The following is a 21,608-nucleotide window of genomic DNA, read 5'->3' as shown; positions in this document are numbered from 1 at the left end:
TATGGCAATAAATTTAAATAAAGATGAAGGCATTTTCCGTAATGAACTAATATTTACTGCCGATGCCAAAGTAAACAATATAGATAGCACACTAGTAAATTTGTTTATGCTGTTAAAACATAATGGCGTAAGACCAAAACAAAGAGCACGTAAAGGCGAAAATGTATTCATTAAATTGGAAAAACTAAAAGAAATCTTTATAAAGTTAGAAGAAGATGGAGGTATTGAAGGATTTAAAGAAAACCCCGAGGCGGTTGAATTATGGTTAAGAACAAATTTAATAAATCTTGTAAATAGAGGAAATTCAGAAAAAGAAAAAATATCTTCTTTAAGACCAATTCATCTTGAAAGCTACAGAGTTCGTAATGCGCAACAAACTAGAGATTTCTTTAGTGCTGATCAATTATATTTAATGTTAAGTCAAAAGCCAGCAGTTAAAAACGAATTAAAAAATTTCTTAATGGAGGGTTGGGATGCAAGCCAAAGTCAGTTTTTAAATGGTAATAACTTGGATGTAGATAGCTTAGGGATTTTACATTTAATAAAAAATATTAATCCTGGGTTTTTAGAAAGTAATTCAGAATTGAATAAAATATCTCCAATTAATAAAAAACAGGCGGAACTGTATTGTGATGATGTCCATAAATTATTAGTTTATAAAAATGAAATTCCTAGAAATGTTCTAATTGATTATTTAAAAACAATAACTTCATTTCATTTGTCATTGTACGTAAATAAAGTTATTTCTTCATTACCTCAATTAATAGAAAAAGGTAATCTAAAAATGGAAGAAGATTGGAACATTGTCGTTGATGTTACAGATAATTTTGAAAGTAAAATATCTGCAATTGCCATCGAAGATGCAGCTAAAAATTATAATTCACTGTATAATTACATCAAAGCTACTTTTCAAATAAATGCTGTAATTGCAAGATTTAAATTAGATAAGACCGATTCAGATTCATTAATAGAAGTTTTAAGAATATTAAAGGAAAAAAGTGAATCTTTCGAGTTAAAGTTTGAAACACATTGGGATTACATTTATGGAAACTTCGAACAAGAAGATAAAGACTTGGTTAACGAAATGGTAAAATATGAAACTACCTATTTTGATCGATATGTAGAATTATTAATGAAAATAAAGGGGCCATATCAATTGAAATATTATCCTCAATTTATGGATAGTATTTCTCAAAAAAATAATGAAAGAGGCTATCTCGCACAGGGTAGAAGCAAAAAACACCCTAGAAGATATGTCTTAGGAACCAGACTGTTAGAAACGCTAGTTCAAATTCAGGTTTTACATTTAGAGAACGATCGTTTTGTTACAAAAAGTTTGTCAATAGAAGAATTAACTAAGAATTTACGAGAAAGATACGGTCTTATTATCAATGGGTTAAGTGAGGAAAGATTTAGTAATGCTGATGTAAATACTATTTTGGCTTTCAAAGAAAATGTAGAAGCGTTTAAATTTAAATTAAGACAAATTGGCTTTTATAACGATTTAAGTGATGCATATATTCTACAAAAGGTCAGACCTAGATATCAAATGGATTAAATTTTTTTAAGATGAAAAATAATTATAAAGAAATATATTACTCAAGAATAGTAAGCTTAATAACTAAGCTACATAACAATGAATTTGAAACTGCCAAGCCTGGACATTGTATGAAAATAACTGGTCTAGGGGAAAATCAATTAAAGGTACTGTGGCAAGAACTTACTATTTGTTTTCCTAATATTGATGTTTTTATTGTTAATGAAATTGAAGAACAAGATTGTTTTATTTCAGCAACTAAATTAATTGAATTAAGAAATAATCAAAGCAAACCTCTTTTAATTTTAATCCCAGCCAACAATAGGACAGCTGCAGAGGATTCATATGGTAATGCGACATTTAAGGAAATAGCTTTAGATAATATAGAAAATGAGTTATTGAAAGAATTGATTAGTGATATACCTTCTGAATTCAAAATTGTAATAAAAGCAATTGAAGACATCTTAAAACCTTCAAAAAATAACAAATTTAATTACATATTATTTTTAATTAGTATTAAAGATAATTCGTATGACAAAATATCATTTGGTAAATCACTCAATTTTTTAGAAATTCTACCAGATGAAGCACTCTTAAATGATTTTAATTCAATAAGATCGAGATTATCACTTAATCTTCAAAGTTGTCAAACGCTTTCTACTTTTAACAAAACACTATATGAAAGAGTTGAAAGTTTAGAGATTGAAAAAGATTCAATTCAAAAAGAGATTGTTGATTTGTTTAAAAAAGAATCGGAACTTAAATCAATTTCTGATTTAGTAGATATTGTCTCAAATAAATATCCAAATCTGTGGTTTAACAATTGGAAAATACCAAATTTAAATTTTAAAGAAATAAAGCTAAAAGTATTAGAAGTTCGTTCAACAGATTTTGTAGAAGAAGAAGGAAGAAAAGTTTTAAAAGCGAAAGAAAACTCTAACTCAAATGTAACTATACGTTTTAAAACAACACCACCACCAAATCAAGTTAATGAATTAAAGTTTTTTAGAGTTCTATTAATGGAAGTAGATGGTTATGCTGGTGTTGAAATAAATACTTTGAGAAAATTAGGAAATTCAAATGCTAAACAAGAATATAGGGAAGCTACTGTACAATTAAACACAAATAATTTAGAAGAAGGGTCCTATTTTTTTAAAATAATTGCTGAAGATGAAAATGGAAACATTTTAAATATAAACGATGATTTTTTGAGTGATAAAATTCAAGAAGCATGGGAAAAGGAAGGTAAGACAAAAGAATCCAAACAAAATTATAATTTCAAATTAAGTTCTGATACGGAAGACTTTGAATATGAAATAAGTGAGAATCCTGATAAAGAAGAAAATCAAAGAAAGGACAAATTGAATAATGTCTTACAAGGTCACTTTAAATTTAATATTGAATTATTGAAAGAAGGTTCAGACTCTCAAAATCCTACACCAAGTGAAACATCAAATATTTGGCTAAATGATGAAAAAGAAAAAACAAACTCAATATTTCATATAAATTATAGTCAGAAACATAATTATCAAATTATAGTTTCCTCGAAACTTCGTAAAATTGAAGAAGAGTTTTTACAAAATTCTTCTTCAATTGGTTATGTGAATGTTAAAGTAAGCAACAATCAGACTTCAATAGGATTTGAAAGTATAGAATTTTTAACAAGTAATTTAAATGAGATTGCACCAAAAAAATTACTAATAGCAAGAGAGAAATTATTTAAAAAAATATTAGCAACAAACAATAATCAAAATGGAATTTTTGAAACCGCTAATATCGCTGATTTCAAAGAAGAAATTAAAGAATATCTTGACAGATATAATAATTGGATTAACGAATTAAACAAAAAAATTAGTAAGACTGATTTTGACGAAAGTGACAAAGAAAAGCTTAAGCTAGTTTATTCAGAAATTCAGTTTTTAGATCTAGTTAAAGTTAAAACGAAGTTACCTAATAATGAAAGTGTTAGTGCAGTTTTAATATCGCCATTGCATCCATTAAGGTTAGCGTGGTTTTATAATCTGATAGAAGTCTTTGAAAACTGGCAAGATAAAACTATAAAATATATCGATCACGCGAAGGATTGGAATAGACTACAAGAGATTTTTCTTGGTAAAATACATCCTAGCAATAATCCTTATGTATTTGTCGATCCTTCAAATTTTATTAATTATGAATATTCTGGTGAAATAACTTTTGGTTGGGGTATTTATTTTAACGTTGAAAATCTAAAAGGTAAAGACAACCTTGTACCTGTAACCCATCAATTAAAACATTATTATAAATCAATTCTAAATATATCTAAAGATAATTATACTGATAATGAAGTAAGTAAAACATTATTGGTAAAACATCTTAAAAACTTTTTGATTCAGCACCCATATACAGATAAGTTAGTTATTAATTTATTCAACGTTGGCGATGCAGACAAATTTGCAGATGCTTTTGTGGAACTAAGCCGAATAAATGAATATTCTGACACTAAATTTGAAGTTCGTATTTTTATTGGTAATGTATCTTTAATTGAGCCTGGAAATGCTTTAAAAGAGTTAATAAATCCAGAAACTAATATATCTGAGGAAGCGGAATTGTTTTCTCAAGCTTCTGAAAATAGACTGTTTCCGAAGTTAAGATTTTCAATTAATAGTATTGAAGATTTCCTTACAACACCTGAAGAATTCAATGCTCATTTAAGCTTCCTTGTAAATCCTTTTACATCAAAAATTACATTAACTAAACCAAATTTAGATTTTAAATCAGATTTCTTAAATGGTTTATTTACAATAAATACAACGGATGCATTCTTTGATAAAGGTACAGATACGATGCGATGGATAAATTATATTGATGTTAATAAAGCAAAATCATTTTTTTCAACTTCAATATTTACTAATTTTCAAAAAAATATTGCATGTGCACTAGCTTCGCATAATACAGATGCAATACCAGCAATTCAATTGGATTTAAATGACCGCGATAAAGTTTTAATTTCTCATTTACATGAATACTCAGATTGGGTGATAACTTTTGATAAAAATTTAGGTCCTCAAATATTTGACCAACCATCGGTTGATAATGAAATACCTTTCCTCTTAGATTATATACCAAGTGAAGATATTTCTGGGATTTCATCTTATTTAACAACAAAACCTTCATCCGAAATTGTAGGTCTTTTGAGTCCACATTTTGAAGAATTTGGTTTAGATGTAACTAATGAAAAAGATATAATCTGTATTAAAACTTTATTAGAAGATTTAAGAGCAATTAGTAGTTCCTTGGTTTTACAATTAAATTCTTCAAAAAATAAAGCATTTGAAGTTATTGGTTCTGCCTTTTCAAAAAGAGTTCTTCAAAAGAAAGGTCTTTTAGAAAATGCTTTTATAGTTCCAATAGACTTGCATCAAGAATTATTTGAGAATTTAAGTTCAAATTCTAAAAGTAGAGCTGATAATTTAGTTTTTACCGTAAATACTCAAACAAGAGAAATAAACATTTCTGTATTAGAAATTAAATGTAGAACATATTTAAGTACAAGTGAAAGAGATGAATTAAAAAGTAAGATGATGGAGCAAATCGAAAATACGATACTTGCTTTAAAAACACATTTTGACCCAAATAACTATAAATCGCAAGATAGATTAGATAGAGAAATAAAAAATTTGGAATTTAAACGTATCTTAGAATTTTACATTGAGAGAGCTTTTCGATATCAATATCTTTCGGACAATGCTTATAATTCATATATTAACTTTATTCAAACCTTGAATGATGGTTATACTTTAAAATTTAATAGAGTTGGATTTATTTTTGATTTTTCATTTGATAAAAAACATCTAAAACAGATTTTAGATGAAAATACTACAATCTTTACTTTTGGGCATTCGCTAATTAAAGAAATATTGGACGTAGATTCAGATTTAAATACACAAAGATTAGAGGACCTTGATTTAACAAAAGATATAGCTATTAGTATTAATGCAAATGAAAAACTAAAACCATTTCTAAAAAAATATGAACCGAAACTAAAACCGTCAAACGACGAAAATATGCGAAGTGATTCTGAAGTGGAGAAGGAAAAAAGACCCGGTTCACAAAATCACACTATTGAGAAAAAGGATGAGAATAAAGAATTAGAAATCGAGGAAAATCCTAAATTGGAAGATGAGCATTTGCTTGATAATAATGAAATAATAGCAATTGAAAAATCTGAAATTGTTGAAATAGATTCAGATAAAAAAAACAATTTTGAAAGTTTTAAAGCTCCTGAATATGATATTTTAATAGGTAAATCGTCATCGTCTGAACAGTTTGGTTTACTGGGCACGTCAATTCATAATAAAAAAATAGCAATAGATTTATCTGAAACAAATACCATAAGTTTATTTGGTATTCAAGGTGGTGGTAAAAGTTACACAATTGGTACCATTTCAGAAATGGTATTAAAACAAGTTCAAAATGTAAATATTTTGAACTCACCTTTGGCAGGAGTTATTTTTCATTATAGTGAAAGCATGGATTATGAGCCAGAGTTCACTTCTATGATTTTTGAAAATGATCAACAACGTGAACTTGCTATCTTAAAAGAAAAATATGGGGCAAATCCAGCATCAATTGAAGATGTTGTCTTACTATCACCTATAGATAAAATTGAAGAGAGAAGACTTGAGTTTCCTTCAATTGAAGTCTTGCCAATTTCTTTTAATTCAAAAGAATTAAATGTTCAAGATTGGATGTTTCTTTTAGGTGCAATTGGTAACGATTCTGCATACATAAGACAACTTAAAGCTATAATGAGAGCTCAAAGAAATGATCTTTCATTAGTTGGTTTACGTGAGAGTGTTGAAGAATCGGAACTGCTTACTTCTTCTCAAAAAGCTTTAGCACGTCAGAAATTAAATTTTGCTCAAGAATATATTAATGATGATTTGTATATTAAAGAAATAATAAGACCAGGCAGATTAATTATTGTAGACTTAAGAGATGAATTTATTGTAAAAGATGAAGCTTTAGGTTTATTTGTAATAATGTTAAACATTTTCTCTGGGGTAAAAGTTTATAATGAAAAACCGTTTAATAAGTTTATTGTATTTGATGAAGCTCACAAGTACATGGACAACAAAGATTTAACAAATAATATTGTGACTGCTATTAGAGAAATGCGTCATAAAGGTGTTAGTATAATGATAGCAAGTCAAGACCCACCAAGTTTACCAAATGAAATAATTGAATTAAGCTCAGTTGTTTTATTACATAAATTTAATTCTCCTCAATGGCTAAAGCATATACAAAAGTCAATAAATCAATTAGGAAACTTATCAGCTAATGATTTAAGTATGTTAAAACCAGGAGAAGGTTTTCTCTGGTCATCTAAAGCAACAGAGTTAGGTATCACAAACAATCCAGTTAAAATCTCAACTAGACCTCGATTTACTAAACATGGTGGAGCAACTTTAAAAGCAGATAGAAAATAATGAATATTATTTCACATACAGGTATCGGTAAAAGAAAGGAAAATCAGGATATTATTCTCATTGAGGAATTATCTTCGGATACTCAAATTTATTTAATTGCTGATGGTATGGGTGGTTATGAAAATGGGAAGAAAGCTGCTGATTTAGTTGCAGGGACAGTTTTTAATTACCTAAGGAATTGTAACCAAGTCAACTCAACATCAATAGATGAAGCTATAAAAAAAGCTAATTTATCAATAAAGGGGTTAATTGACCAATATGACACTAAGTCTGGAGCAACTTTAGGATGTTTAATACTAGGTCAAGAAAAATCTTTTCTATTTTGGGTTGGTGATGTTTCATTGTATTTATTTAAAGATGATAATCAGATATTTAAATCAAAATCACATTCTTTAATAAATGAAATGTTGGATATGGGAAATATTATTTCTTCTGAAAATATAGAAAAATATAAACATATTGTAACAAAGTCTATCTCTGGTAAAAGAGAAATAATTGAAAAGGGATATTTTGAAATTATGAATTATGATTATTCCAGTTTTGTTATATGTTCAGATGGAGTAACTGACACAATATCAATTCTAGATTTTGTTAGATTAGACTTTGAAAAAATAAATAATGAATTAATTGAAAAATCAAAAGATAATTACAGCTATATTATTGGAATTAATAATGATTTGTAAAACTATAGAAAAAAATTCTTGGTGAAATAAATGAGATTAACTACAGAGTATATATTCACATAAATAATTATTTATAGTGGTTAAAATAAAATTATTAAAAAATAAATTATTTGCATAAAACAAATAAATCAACTATTTAAATTATGACTTGGCAAGAAATAAAATCTAAATATGAACTTGGTTCAATATATAATCTTGAAGTAGAAAATATTTTAACAGAAGCTCAACTTATATTGTTCAAAATTGAAGGATATGATTGTAGATTGCATGTTTCAAATATTGCTAATGAGCGAGAATTGTCACAAAAGCTATTTTCAGTTATAAAAAAGGGAGATATATTGTCTGTTGCAATAACTGATTATAATGATGAAAAACAAAATTTTAATCTAAGCACTAAAGTATTCAGAACTTATTTAGATGATGTTTTATCTTTTACAAGAAGTAAAAAGATAATAGAAAATGAACTTAAAGAACATCTAGGTTTACCAGAAAGATACCTTAGTATGCATAGAAATATGCTAGATAGATTAAGAGGAGATTTATCGTCTAATGAACTTACTTTCTTGTATGAGTTAATTCAAAATGCAGTTGATCACCCAAATAAAAATTTTAAAAATGTATCTGTAACCTTCGAAATATTCAACAATTATTTATTAGTAAAACATAACGGCTCATTGTTTACTGAAAATAATTTTAAATCAATTACGGGTATTTTAGCTGGAGAACAAATTAATGAAAGTGATAGAGAAAGGATTGGTTATAAAGGCATCGGTTTTAAATCAATATTTAGATACACACACAATGTGTATATTAGATCCGGTAATTTTAGTTTTAGTTTTAAAAAAGCTGAAACTGGTGCTCATTTACCTTGGGAAGTTTTGCCTATATTTCAATTGGAAAAAGATAAAGTTGATGAAATTCAACAATTTGATTTTTTTAACGTTCCTGTTGCTTTTGCAATTGAACTGATAAGTGAAGAACTTAAAAGTGATGTTATAAAATATTTAAAACAATTATCTCAAAATCCATATCTGTTAATATTCTTAGAAAACCTGGTTAGTCTAGAAATAAAAATTCCAGGTGAAATTATCCTATTAGAAAAAGAAATCGAAAAACAAAAAAACTTCGATATACTAACTTTAAAAGTGAATAATAATCAAGATGGTAAATATTTGACTATTTCTAAAGAATATGAAATTACAAATCCAGAAGTAATAGCTGAATTGTTAGATGAAAACATTACTGCAATTCCATCTAAAATGAGAAACTTTAGAAAGCCAAAAGTTAGTATTGCTTTACCATTAATTGACAATTCCGAACTGATAAATCTTTTTACTTATCTGCCTTTGTCAAACACAAAACACGGTCTGCCATATATCATAAATGCTGATTTCATTCCTGATTTAGATAGAACAGATTTAGTACAGAACTTAAAATACAATGATGAAGTTTTAAAATTTGCTTCAGAAACACTACTTACTTTTTCACAAATTTTAATAAATGATAATAAGTACTCAGATTTTCTAAAATTAATCCCTGATTTTGAAAATAGTAATATTAGTGCCTTAGAAATAATAGCTGAAAACTATTTGGCGAATAGTATCAAATTAGAATTGCCAGACCTTGATAACGTAAATATTAAAAAGGATAACTTAATTATTGATAAGACTGGAATTTTTAAAATTATTGATAAGAAATACATTAATCAAATAGAAAAATTCTTAGATAAACACATTCTATCTTCTTTATTAATAGATGAAGAAGATAAGTTAATTGACTACTTGGAAATTGATACCTTCAATGAAAAAGATTTAATTGATTTATTTAATCTAGTTACTTTCAAAAAAGATTATTTTATTAGTTACAAACAATTTATTTTTTTCTTGTTTAGAATAAGAATTTTAGAAAATCATAAAAGAATATATAAAATAATTAGTGAGAAAGTTACACCCTTTTTAATATCCGGTCTAGATTATTATGTTTCAGATATTACTGTTTTCATACCCGCACCATATAAAGAAACTTTTAATTATTTAGAATTATATAAACCTTGTCCTTCGGAATTAGAAAATATTTTTGTTAGTAAATTAAATATAAAATCTTTATTTAACATATTATCAATCGATGATTATGATGTAAAATTCACAGTTGATTTAATAGCAAAGAATATTGAAGAAATAGTCAAAAAACTATTATTAAATGAGGTTGATAGTGATGAATTAAAAACAAATAAAAAAAAGTACATTAATAATCTTTGGTATTTTCTTTTTTCTAATAAAGATCTTGTCGATTCACGAAACAATCTTTTAGTTAATAATCAATTTTCTGAACTTCTAATTGAATGTAATGACGGGCAATTGATTGTATTGAAGGATGCTATAATGATGAAAGTGGATAATAGCAAGGAAGATTACTCATTCTTAAATGAAAGATATGGTGACAACGATATGAATTATGTTAACATTGATAAAATATGTAATGAATACAAAATTCAAAAAAATGAATTTATTAAATTTATAAAACAAATTGCAGATATAGAAATTACAGAAAATAGACTATTTAATAGAACATTAAGAAAATTATCTAAAAATGATTTTAAAGAAGTTCATAGCAGTAATCAAAATGATATTTTAAATTCATTAATATCCATTTTTAACTTTCTCAGCACAATTAAAGATCTTGATGTAAATCGCGACAATTTATTTAATTTCCCAATATTATGTTCTGATAATTCAATTGTCAGCCCAGCAAAATTGAATTTATTTATTGACAATTCATTTTCAAAATATATTGACGAAGTGGATTTTTATTCTAAAGAATTATTTCAAAACATTGATGATGTAAAATATATTTCTTCTGAATACATGGAATTGTTAGATAAAAAAAATCATATTGATTTTTATAATTTTTTATTGAAATTTAATATCACTCCTGGTATTAAAATTAATCAATTAAATGAAAAAAAGGAATTTAAAACATATCCATTTCCGATTGGTAATTATACTGTTAGAGACAATTTTTTTTACATCGCTTTTTTTAAACATATTAATAATAAATATGACAACTTAAATATATTTTGGGATAAGCTAATTAATATTAGTGACTATCATTTAATTATAAAAAAAGTAAACACAGGCCTTACTCATCCAAAAATTAATGAAAGTCTTTTTATATTATTTTTAAATTATCCAGACAATAAATATTTTCCAATTAAAAGCGGTATTTGTGTTTCAGCTCAAGAGGTATATTCTCCAGATTTAGAAATTTATTTAAAGGATAATGATAATTGTTTAACTTTTGATATTAAGAAATTTAATGGTCTTTCTGAGTGTTTAAATTTTAAAGACAAACTAGATAGTCAAGATATTATAAAAGCGTTGCTATCAAATAAAGAATATGAAAACAACGATTATAATAATCTAATTATTGACCATCTTAACAATGCTGATTTTACTGATGAACAAAAAGATATTATTTGTGAATCTATTGAATTTAGATGTTCAGATAATGACTTTAGGAAAATAACTGATACAATATATTTAGATAAATCTTTAGAATCATTAGCAATTTCTATAATATCAAAATCTAACAACTTATATAAAATCTCCATTGACAATCTTGATTATAATGAAGAATTTAAAAACAAATTGACTGAACTTGGTATTACTGTTATTAAGGATATTAATTTAACAATACAGCATACAAAAGAAGAAATAGAAAGCGTAATAATTATTGAAGAAATTCAAGAAGTTGTTGAAGAATACTTTAATGACAAAATAATAGCTCACGATATTTCTGAAATTGAATATTTTTTTAATACTTATGATTTTGTTCAATGCTCAAATATTGAACTAACTTTTGATAATTATCCTACATATTCTGAGCCCGTTATGTTCTATAATGATCAAAATAATAAGAAATTATTTTTTGCCGATGAATTAATTCTATTGGATGTATTATGTGAAGAATTTGGGATAAATAATTCAGATAAAATAGTCATTAGAAAAAAACTTAACAAACTTAAGGTAATTAAAAATGATGAAAATAAAGATTATTTAAATAAAAATATAGAACCCAATTATACAAATTCAAACGATTTTTCATTAACCGAAATAGAAACTCTTAAACAAATTATTGGAGGAGAACTTACCGAAGAATTAACATCTCAATTAGAAGCAAACTTTTCGGCATCACTTAAAGGGATATTAAATTTGGATAGTATTGGCTTCTCTCCAAGTAACCCAGAAGAATTTCGGGAAACAAATGTCAAATCTTTCAAAAATGATAAAGGGGAAATACGAAACATTATTTTTCGCTCATCAGTAAAAGGATTATTGTATTTGGATCCTTATAGCTGGAAAAAATTAGAAGGTGACAATATAGAGCTTTGGATTTACTTAGGAAATGATGATTTCAAAATAATATATTCAAAAGACGATTTAATAAACTTACCCTATAATCCATATACATTAATCCGTGTTGATAATAGTGCTAAAGATATTGAATTAGTAAATAAATTGATGGAAAACGCACCAGTCAGTTCTACTAAATTATTATTCATTACAAATCAAGAAATGGCGGAAAAATTAAATACCGATATTTTTAATAATGAAAATAATATGATTACAAAGAATAGTAATATTGGTGACGAAAATTATTTATAAGTATGGGTTCATTAACTAGAGACAAACAAATTAAATTTTATGAAAGAGAAATAGAATCTCTTCTAAATGAATATGAACTTTATTTTAAATCAAATATTGATGACTTAAAAAACTCTAAAGAATTATTTTTAGGTATTTATTTAGGTACAGATAGCATAAGAGGTAATTGTATTGTAAAATTTAGAAAAACAACAGCGCCAGCTTTAAAAGTACCTCTTTTAGCATTAAAGTTTCCTGATTCTGTTTTTGATTTCTCAACTTGGAAAAATATCTCATATGAAAACCTAAGAAGTAATGCTGAAATTACTTCAGATGTACTTCCAATCTTTATTCAAAAAAACGAAAAGGATGAATTTATTGAAGTTGGTTTTAGCCAGGCAGAAATTACTTTTTTAGAATCATTAATAATTGGTCAATATATTGTTTTTGGAAGAAAAGAACCTCCAATAAAATATTATACAAACTTAATTGAAGCAACAAAAAAAATTAACTCAGATTCAATGCCAGGAAGAATTCTTGATAATGAATACAATGATAATAATTTTGAGGTTTCCAAAGAAGATAAAAATACAGATGTTTTAGTAGAAATAAATAATAATTTTGATAGCTCTGATGTTGCTATTATTCAAGGACCACCTGGTACTGGTAAAACAACAATTTTAGCTAAAATTTGCAATTATTTATTAGAACACAATAAATCAGTTTTAGTGACCGCTTTAACAAATCGTGCTTTAATTGAATTAGTCACTAAGGATGGTTTATCAAATCATTTAAATGCTGGTAAAATTTCAAAAACTAATTTAAATTCAGAAGAGCAAAAACATTGTAAAGGGTTAAAAAATTGTGAAACAGTCTTACCAGCCAAAGGAGAGTTAGTATTAACTACATATTATAAAATGACGGGCATTGCCAATGAAACAGATTTTGAAACTATTTTTGATTATGTAATATTAGAAGAAGCCAGTCAATCGTTTTTAGGTACAATTGCTTGTGCTAAAGCTCTTGGTCGTAAATTATTAATAGTTGGTGATCACATGCAATTGCCTCCTGTTGTTTCACAGAGAAATCCTTCTATTATTGATAAAAAAATAAATTGGCTTATATATGGGCTAAAGCATTTTGCTTCAAAAGAAGAATGTCTAAAAATAAGACTGACAGGTTCATATAGATTGCTTCCTGAAGCAGTTAACCAAACTGGTATTTTCTATGATAACTCTTTAATATCATTATCTGAATTAGAAACACCTTCTATCCAATTTGAAAAATTAAATAATCTATTTAATCCTAAAGGAGGAACTTCAATATATTTTTCAGAAATAAAACACGAAGGCAAGTTTACAATTTCAATTGCACATTTACTTATTAGAATAATAAAGGAATTACAAAGTGAAAAACCAGATTTAGAAATAGCCATATTGACAGCGTTCAGAAAATCACGTAATTTTCTGCAAGACAACATTTATTCTGAAATATCTAATAATGAAAACATTGTAATTGAAACAATTGACAGAATTCAAGGTTTAACATGTGATTTCACTTTTTTTATTATACCATATGATAATCCTAGTTTTAGTTTTAATATAAATCGTTTTAATGTAGCTACGAGTAGAGCAAGATATTGTACACTAATTATAACTGATTCAATTTTTGAGAATATTAACCCAGCTACTGGATTAGTAGCTGAGTTTTGGAATAAAATAATAACCAATTCATAAATTCATATTTTATATTTTAAAAATAAATGGGAAACATAATAGTATCAAAATGTAAATCTTGTGGTTTTTCAAATGAGTTCAGATACGGTGGTGGTAGGTTTAGTTATCAAACGAATTGTCCTGTTCCGGCGATTAATAAAGAAACCTTAGAATTTGAAAATATTAATTATCTAGAACACAAGAATTCAGATAAATATCTTTTCTACACTGATGATGTGCTAAAAGGCAATAATCACGATAAAAACACAATAAATAATTTTGATTTAAAGTTAAATACGGTCAATAACTATTGTCCACATTGTAAAAAGAAAGCATTAGATTTTAGGATAACTATGTTTGTAGATTAATTTTAATCATTATCTCATTCAGCTGCACAAAATCCTCGTTTAGTCCAAGTATTCCTAAACTCACATCTTTGTTTGCTTCATTTCACTAATTTCCTAGATAAACTATGTCAATGTGACATCTTATTTATTTGGCTTAATATTTGTAGGAATTGAAATGCACTTGGAAACGTCCAAGTGGTTAGATGTTTAAGTTGATGAATTGTTGATAGACCAGCAACAACTGTACCAATGCTTCTATATTAGCTGTCAGGCTGCCTGACAGAACCACTAATATCATACATAATACTCCTGTTGTCAAGTATATTGATTTATTTATTGATTTCATAACATTTACTTTGTTAAAAAAGTCTCCTAAACTTTATGTTTAGTATGTCCGAGCAGATAGTAAACATATTCTGCAAGGTTTCAAGTTTTAAAATAAAAGCAGTGCAGTCCCGCTGTAAGTAATCTTGAAAGGGTTAGAGAAATCTAATCTGAAGTGTCACATACAAGGCGTTTTTGTCTTTATGATTGACCAAGTGTGGATTAAGGCTTGTAAAGGTGCAAATCCTAGATGATGGAGGCAAGTCATCAGCCAAGCAATGATAAACATTGTGCATTAGCGAGTATTGAAAAGGACTGATATTGCTTGCTCGCTAATGTCCCTATAAAAATATGGCAGTACAATCATTATACACAGATGAGCTTTGGCAAAGATATTATGACAAAGTTGTTGATGGCAAAGAAGAATTTGTCATTAAAAAATATCCTCAATTAGATCCTTTTTTTGATTTTCAAAACGACAGTGATAAAATAAAAAAATTAGTTTCTGATAGCAGTTTAAATGCTATAGCCAATCATTCTTTTTTACCTTTTGTTAAAATTCTAACTAAAACTCCAAGATTTAGATATCAAGAGACTGAACAACAATTTGCTTTGGATACTAAGATTAGGCCAATTGCATTTGCTTCTCATTTTGATACATATATATATGGTTTTTATGCGTTTGCTTTAAATGAAAAGTATCAAGAATACATAAATACAAATAAATTTGATGAATGTATATTAGCTTACCGAACTGATTTAGATGGTAAATGCAATATCCAATTTGCAAAAGAAGTTTTTGAAATTGTTCAACAAAGAATTACAAATAATAAGTCGTGTTCAGCAATAGCCATTGATATAACAGGATATTTTGATAATATTGACCATTCAATATTAAAAGAAAAGTGGCATAAAATTCTTGGACTACCTGTATTACCTATTGACCAATATAAAGTATTTAGATCATTAACAAAATACAGTTATGTAAGTAAGAATAGTATTTTAAAGCATTTTCAAATTAATTTAGACAAATACGACAAACATTGGCAATCGCTTCTAGATTTAATACCTGATAGTGTGGCTGGTTCTACATTCAAAGAAAAATTCAATTTATTGCGTAGAAGAAAATTGATTGTAACCAACAAAGAAAAAAAGAATAAAACTGATGGCACAATTGAACATCGTGGTATTCCACAAGGTTCTGCTATGAGTGCTGTACTTTCAAATATTTATCTTATTGATTTCGACAATTGGTTAAAAGAGCAAAGTATAAAACTTGATTTCACATACAGAAGATATTGTGATGATATCATCATCATTTGTAATACTAGTGATGCTACTTTTATAAATAAAAAACTAGTCGAAGAAATTGAAAAATATAAAGTTACAATTCAAAGAAAGAAAACAGAGTTAATTGAATTCTATGCCAATTCTAAAGGAGTAATCAGAGGATTTAATAAGAGTAAAATAAATAAAAATAATGCGACAATAAATAGCCAAAACGAACAACAATATTATAAGAATTTACAATATTTAGGTTTTGAATTTAATGGTCAAAATATATACATTCGTCCCGGTAGTTTATCACGATATTTTAGAAAAATGAAGGGCAGAATTATAAAGTCAATAATGATGTCGTATAGTGATAAATCTAAAAAAGACAAGATACTCAAAAAGCAAATATTTGAAAGATATTCTCATTTAGGAAAAAGAAACTTTCTTTCTTATGCGATAAATTCTTCAAAAGAATTTTATTCTAACTCAAAAGGTGTTAAAAAAGAAGGGATGAATTCTTTAAGTATAAAAAGACAGTTAACTTCCCATTTTAGCATATTAGAACAATACATAAAAAACAAATCATATCAAAGATATGAGCTCAAACTAGCAAAAAGGACTGCGAAAATTGAAGCAGGTAAAAGGGCTAAAGAAGTTGTCTATAAAGAATAGCTTTTTTTTAATCATTATCTCATTCAACTGCACAAAATCTTCGTTTAGTCCAAGTATTCCAAAACTCACATCTTTGTTTGCTTCATTTCACTAATTTCATTTAAACTATGGAAAATCCTTTTGAACTCATTTTAGAAAGACTGGATAGAATTGAAAAAGCTATTGCAAGTCTAAATACTACTAATCCAATACAAGTAAATAATGCTCCAATGGATGTAAAAAATCTATCGGAATATTTGAAACTTAGTGTTTCTGCAATCTATAAGTTGACTTCCACAAGTGAAATTCCACACTACAAAAGTGGTAAAAGACTTTATTTCAAAAAAGAAGAAATTGAAGAATGGATATTCTCAAAAAGAATAAAAACTCGCGACGATATTGAAAATGAAGCAATGGAATACCTTAGAAAAAACCCAAGAAAATTTTAGTTTAAAACTCAATAATTACTCCAAAGGACGAATATTTACGTTCGGTAATAAATAGAAAGTCTTACATTTCAAATGCCACTCCTTTGCCAACGCTCCAAAAAAAATTACTGGCACGGTTTTCAAAAAAAACACGTACGCTTCGCAACTCGTGCCAGTAATTTTTTTCCCCAAGCTTAGTTACATAATGTGGCATTATAGTGCATAAAGAAACACCCTGCTTCTAATGAAAATCACGGATGCACTATAATAACATTATGTAAAAAAGCCGCCACACCCAACGCTCGTGCCAGTGGCTCCAGGACAACTTTTTTCATTGCTTCCTCGCACCAGCCGGCAATAAAAAAAACCGTCCTTCGCCACTGTCTTCAACAACGTTCTCTATTTCATAAGAAAATTTACGGTTGTACTTGCTTTTAAGAACGTTTACGGTCACTGTTTTTATCAACTTTGTGTTTAAATCGGATAGTATTTGCATTGCTTTTGTAAGTGTTGTAAATCGCTTATCAAATCTATTTCTAAAATTCACAATCTCAGATTAAGCAATTCACAACACCCACAAAACCAAAAGAAGCCAGCAAGAGTATCATTTTTTCATTTGCCAGAAAAACCCAAGTCATTGCTTCAGCGGTAAAGCCGATGCCATACCGTTACTTAATATATTTTCTTCAAGCTTGAAGCATTCTCTTTCTTTCAAGTCTATGGCATCACCTTTTCCACAAAAGCAATCAGAAACATCCCAGTCAGCAAATAAAAAAATGATACACTTGCTCCGAGCTGCTGCCAACGCACTACGCAAGTAGTTGCATTGTTTTTTGAAGATGCTTCCCATTTCCACAAGAATATCTACTGCTACCTGTAAACTACTACTGCCGATTGACGACCAAGCATCCTCAAAAATCAAAAGGAGAACGAAAGAGTGTAAAATTTCAGTGCCGGATGAAAAGCATTTTTATTATTTGATGTAGTTTTTTCATCCGTCACTCAAAATTTTACACACTTTCCAAAGACGACCATCTTCCAATTCAACACTCAATCCTTCACATTTACCCCGATTAAACAACAACATTTGATTTGGATATTCAAAATAAAAAATAAAAAAAAAGAGAGCAAAGATAAGTTCCAGGTATTCAGAAAAAAAAGTTCAAGCCCTACGGGTTTTAAAAAAAATCTCCACCCATAACGGTTCGCAACAATACCCATATCCGATTTCACACTCATACTTCCGCTGATGTATCGGGTAGTATTTTTTTTAAAAAACTTTTTTTTCTGAAACCTTCCACTTAAACGAACGGCTTTCTTTTTTTCTTTTTTTTCTTTTGAAAAATTTAATGGGCGGAGCGTAGCGAGGCACACCAGTAGTTCAACTGAAAACCTGCGGAAAATTGAAAATCTAATCCATTTTTAAAGCCGAATGTTATGCTAAATTTCATCATCAAGACCCACCGGAAAGACACCGTTTACACAAAACCCCATTTATTTGTACTTAACAAGGGGATGAACAGCGGAAAGCCACAAAAAACGCCATTTACTAACAGTTTTGTTATCATTTTTTCAAACGAAGAAGACTGCGAAAGCCTTTTTTTCATTGCTTATAGTTTATGGCAAACAAAATTCTGGCATCAGCATTTAGTTGGTTCTGTAATTTCGTTTTTGCGTCTTCCAGATTTCAAAAAACAATTCAATCCACAAGCCAGTTTAATGATGGTGGAGCACGAGCAGCACCAAAAAAATGTTGCAGCTCTCAAACTTCTGGAGAAAAAAGAAAAACAATACAAAGAGGATATGATGCTCATAAATGACATCCGCAGAGCCATTTTATACCGTTACTGTAGAAAATAAAACAATCCTGGTCCAACTGGACTAGGATTGTTTGCGCCTTATTCCCAAGCAAACCAACGCATAAGTGCAATATGATTGCACCACTTAAATAAATCGAAGAAAAGCAAAGCAATCTGCTTTTATTGACTGCTATAAACAAAAGAAGCCCCGAAAAACGGAGCTTCTAAAGTCATTTTATAGTTTTTTTATTCCTTTGGTTCTGGCAGTTCTTCCGATTTTACAGCAGTTTGAGAAACTACTGAAATAATACTACCTCCAAGAACCAAGTAACCAGCTGCCGAAACCAGTCCAACAGGTAAGGCAATAGGCGAAGCGATGATAATTCCACCAACAGAAGCCAAAGCAATTCCGACAGCACGAAGTATTTTAAACCATTTTGGAATTGGTGCCAATGTTCTTTCCACGACACTCATATTTTTATTTTTCATAATCTTGATTTTTTAAAATTGTTAATTCGATGTTATTTACTCTTTTTTCTAAATATTCTACTTTTTGGTTAAGTAAATCGTTACCACTTTTGAACTCGGTTTTGATGATTAAAGCCATCGTTTTAACTTCAACCAAATCTTTTTCCATACTCTTAAAATCGGTATGTAATTGTTTTATAAAATAAGCCACAATCGAGAGTAGCAAAGTGATAAGTGTTCCAAAAAGTGTAGCGATGATGTTGATATTTTCCATTGTGTTAAAAAATTAAAATCCTTTTTCCTTCTCCTTTGGAGAAGGTGTCCAAAGGACGGATGAGGATTTAGAATTGAAAATTATTTTCAATGATCATTGTATTGGTTTCAACTTTTGCCAATGCAACCAATTTTGGATAAATCATTTTGTAAGCTGCAACACTTTGAGAAACTTGGTAATTTCCATCAACAAACCCAAAACCAAAACCACAAAGCGGACAACCAGCAGTATCTTTTATGGTATTTCCGGTATGGATATAAACAAAGCTAAAGTTGGGTAAACCAGAAATCTCAATCATTCCTTGATGCAGCTTTCCAAATGCTTTTTTGTAATCCACATTTTTAGCTCCGTAAGTGTTCAATTTCAAATTAAAAACACCTTTTGGAATGGCAGTTTGAGAAGGGATTTTTACTTCTCTAATTTTATCCTCTAACAAATAGCATTGAAATATTCCGTTAATGTATAGCTGGCTCAATGTACTTTCTTTGCCCTGGGCTACTCTTATTATTTTGCTTTCCATAGTCTTGATAGATTTGAGATTAAACAAAAAATCCCTCACTTTTGGCGAGGGATTTTCGGAAGGTTTTTCTAAAAAGCATCCTCAACTTTCAAGCAGTTACCACTGGAAAACAAGTAGTAATTTGGTCCCACTTGTTGGTAGAACTCAATTCCGATGCACTGCAAAACGGTTGTGTTTACCGTTGGAAGAACTCCACCAGGTAAAGTTGCAACAATTGTAGTGGCAGGAACTGGAGCGTACAAATCCAAGAAAGGACTGTATTGAATGTCGTTTACCTCATTCAAATCTGCATCCATAGGATCGTAGCTGTTTGTGGTAGCGTTGTATTCAAAATCACTCACTACTGAAAGAGAGGAAATCAAACGAAAGTGAGTTGCACCAGATGGAGCATTAACCAAATTCGCTGGATTAAAATCAGGAACTACAAACTCTCCGCTTTCTCTATCAACTGTATGAGTTAATGAGTAAGGAGCGTTGAAAATACCATTGAAAGAAGAGTTTTTGTCAAACTCAAAACCTTTTAAGTAATTTCTTTGTGTAGAGATTTCAATTTTACGGTAACCTCTGGCTTCCGTTTGGTCTTCAAGGTTGATTTTCTTCATTATAGAAGTCAATCTTCCAGTTACTTGGCTGTCCGCCATTTGTTTCATTACTTGAGACAAACCAGTTCGAACAGATTTCCCGGCTTTGGCACAAGCGCCAAATTCGTTCATATTCTCACGAGTTCTCTCAAATTCAGGAGCTGTGTTCACTTGGTCACCAGTTGGTCCACCAACCATTCCAGCGAAGTAGCCTTCCTGTCCTTTGATTTTGAAGTGTCGGATATCTCCAAGAGTTCCAACATACTTGATAACACCTTTCTGTCTTGCCATTTTTTTAAGTTTTAATGGATTAATAATTAGATAAAATTCATAAGACAAATTTCAAGTATTATCTTTGATTATCAATAACTTAAAATACTGTAAATCAATGCAATACAATGCAAAAGCACCGTACATAGTGGAAACCCATTGGCAAATTGAAGAAGTGCTTGATGGAGATAGCATAATCATTTGCCATCGTTTCACTCAAATGAAAAAAGAAATCCGACTTTATGGCTTGGATGCACCAGAAGTAAAGATTAATAGGAAGATGATAGAGGATGAGGAGAAAAGCAGTTTACCTGCCCAATTATTGCTCCAATTTGGTTTGCAATCCTTGCACTTCGTTTTGTCGGTTGCACCGCCTAAAACGGTTGTAACTATTATTACAGAACAGGAGAACTATTATGACTACTGGAACAGACAATTAGGGTATGTAATTTTGCCTAGTGGATTATGTTTAAATGAATTACTTTTACAAAATGGGTATGCTAAAGCAACCCAACAATATTATTGTGGTAAGCTAGCAGAGTATCAAGCGATGAACCGCCAAGCGCAGCTTAATAATATTGGGATCTATAGTCAAATAAAAGTATTCTGATTTGTTGTACTT

General features: G+C 28.7%; 15 protein-coding genes. 10 read left to right on the top strand and 5 right to left on the bottom strand.

Annotation, left to right across the window (positions count from 1 at the left end; translation table 11 throughout):
• Position 1 precedes the first annotated feature (1 nt).
• From mads7 to LNP27_RS09330, 8 genes are all read left to right on the top strand, one after another.
• Positions 2 to 1,558 carry a methylation-associated defense system protein MAD7 gene (gene mads7 / locus LNP27_RS09365; RefSeq protein WP_229941383.1) on the top strand — a complete coding sequence of 519 codons (1,557 nt, stop codon included), beginning with the start codon at positions 2 to 4 and terminating at the stop codon, positions 1,556 to 1,558.
• An 11-nt stretch (positions 1,559 to 1,569) separates the two neighbouring features.
• The gene (gene mads8 / locus LNP27_RS09360; protein ID WP_229941382.1) at positions 1,570 to 7,008 is read left to right on the top strand and encodes a methylation-associated defense system ATP-binding protein MAD8; all 5,439 of its coding nucleotides are present in this window, start codon (positions 1,570 to 1,572) and stop codon (positions 7,006 to 7,008) included.
• Positions 7,008 to 7,691, top strand: coding sequence for a PP2C family protein-serine/threonine phosphatase (locus LNP27_RS09355; RefSeq protein ID WP_229941381.1), 684 nt, complete (start codon positions 7,008 to 7,010; stop codon positions 7,689 to 7,691). The genes mads8 and LNP27_RS09355 overlap by 1 nt, the downstream gene beginning before the upstream one ends.
• A 143-nt stretch (positions 7,692 to 7,834) precedes the next feature.
• Entirely contained in the window at positions 7,835 to 12,355 is a 4,521-nt protein-coding gene (locus tag LNP27_RS09350; RefSeq protein WP_229941380.1) for a sacsin N-terminal ATP-binding-like domain-containing protein, read from the top strand.
• A gap of 2 nt (positions 12,356 to 12,357) precedes the next feature.
• Positions 12,358 to 14,070: an AAA domain-containing protein gene (locus LNP27_RS09345; protein WP_229941379.1), complete on the top strand. Its 1,713-nt coding sequence runs from the start codon at positions 12,358 to 12,360 to the stop codon at positions 14,068 to 14,070.
• Positions 14,071 to 14,096: 26 nt separating this feature from the next.
• Positions 14,097 to 14,417 (top strand): hypothetical protein, encoded by a 321-nt coding sequence (locus LNP27_RS09340; RefSeq protein WP_229941378.1) that lies wholly within the window; start codon positions 14,097 to 14,099, stop codon positions 14,415 to 14,417.
• Positions 14,418 to 15,071: 654 nt separating this feature from the next.
• Positions 15,072 to 16,667 carry a reverse transcriptase/maturase family protein gene (locus LNP27_RS09335; RefSeq protein ID WP_229941377.1) on the top strand — a complete coding sequence of 532 codons (1,596 nt, stop codon included), beginning with the start codon at positions 15,072 to 15,074 and terminating at the stop codon, positions 16,665 to 16,667.
• Between the two features lie 107 nt (positions 16,668 to 16,774).
• Positions 16,775 to 17,095 (top strand): helix-turn-helix domain-containing protein, encoded by a 321-nt coding sequence (locus LNP27_RS09330; protein ID WP_229941376.1) that lies wholly within the window; start codon positions 16,775 to 16,777, stop codon positions 17,093 to 17,095.
• 613 nt (positions 17,096 to 17,708) lie between these two features.
• Here the strand turns inward: LNP27_RS09330 and LNP27_RS09325 are convergent.
• Positions 17,709 to 17,924 (bottom strand): hypothetical protein, encoded by a 216-nt coding sequence (locus tag LNP27_RS09325; protein WP_229941375.1) that lies wholly within the window; start codon positions 17,922 to 17,924, stop codon positions 17,709 to 17,711.
• A 587-nt stretch (positions 17,925 to 18,511) separates the two neighbouring features.
• Between LNP27_RS09325 and LNP27_RS09320 the strand changes: the two genes are divergently transcribed.
• Positions 18,512 to 18,934, top strand: coding sequence for a DUF6943 family protein (locus tag LNP27_RS09320; RefSeq protein ID WP_229941374.1), 423 nt, complete (start codon positions 18,512 to 18,514; stop codon positions 18,932 to 18,934).
• Between the two features lie 185 nt (positions 18,935 to 19,119).
• Here the strand turns inward: LNP27_RS09320 and LNP27_RS09315 are convergent, their stop codons facing one another.
• The 4 genes from LNP27_RS09315 to LNP27_RS09300 form a co-directional block, all read right to left on the bottom strand.
• The gene (locus tag LNP27_RS09315; protein ID WP_229941373.1) at positions 19,120 to 19,362 is read right to left on the bottom strand and encodes a hypothetical protein; all 243 of its coding nucleotides are present in this window, start codon (positions 19,360 to 19,362) and stop codon (positions 19,120 to 19,122) included.
• Positions 19,352 to 19,615: a hypothetical protein gene (locus tag LNP27_RS09310; RefSeq protein ID WP_229941372.1), complete on the bottom strand. Its 264-nt coding sequence runs from the start codon at positions 19,613 to 19,615 to the stop codon at positions 19,352 to 19,354. The genes LNP27_RS09315 and LNP27_RS09310 overlap by 11 nt, the downstream gene beginning before the upstream one ends.
• A 67-nt stretch (positions 19,616 to 19,682) precedes the next feature.
• The gene (locus LNP27_RS09305; RefSeq protein ID WP_229941371.1) at positions 19,683 to 20,135 is read right to left on the bottom strand and encodes a DUF5675 family protein; all 453 of its coding nucleotides are present in this window, start codon (positions 20,133 to 20,135) and stop codon (positions 19,683 to 19,685) included.
• A gap of 68 nt (positions 20,136 to 20,203) precedes the next feature.
• On the bottom strand, positions 20,204 to 21,007 hold the full coding sequence (locus LNP27_RS09300) for a hypothetical protein (RefSeq protein WP_229941370.1): 804 nt from the start codon (positions 21,005 to 21,007) through the stop codon (positions 20,204 to 20,206).
• A 64-nt stretch (positions 21,008 to 21,071) separates the two neighbouring features.
• Here LNP27_RS09300 and LNP27_RS09295 point away from each other — a divergent pair, with 64 nt between their 5' ends.
• Entirely contained in the window at positions 21,072 to 21,596 is a 525-nt protein-coding gene (locus tag LNP27_RS09295; protein WP_229941369.1) for a thermonuclease family protein, read from the top strand.
• The last annotated feature ends 12 nt before the right edge of the window (positions 21,597 to 21,608 follow it).

This window comes from Flavobacterium galactosidilyticum, from assembly GCF_020911945.1.
Taxonomy (GTDB): domain Bacteria; phylum Bacteroidota; class Bacteroidia; order Flavobacteriales; family Flavobacteriaceae; genus Flavobacterium; species Flavobacterium galactosidilyticum.
This window is presented reverse-complemented; position numbering and strand designations above follow the sequence as displayed.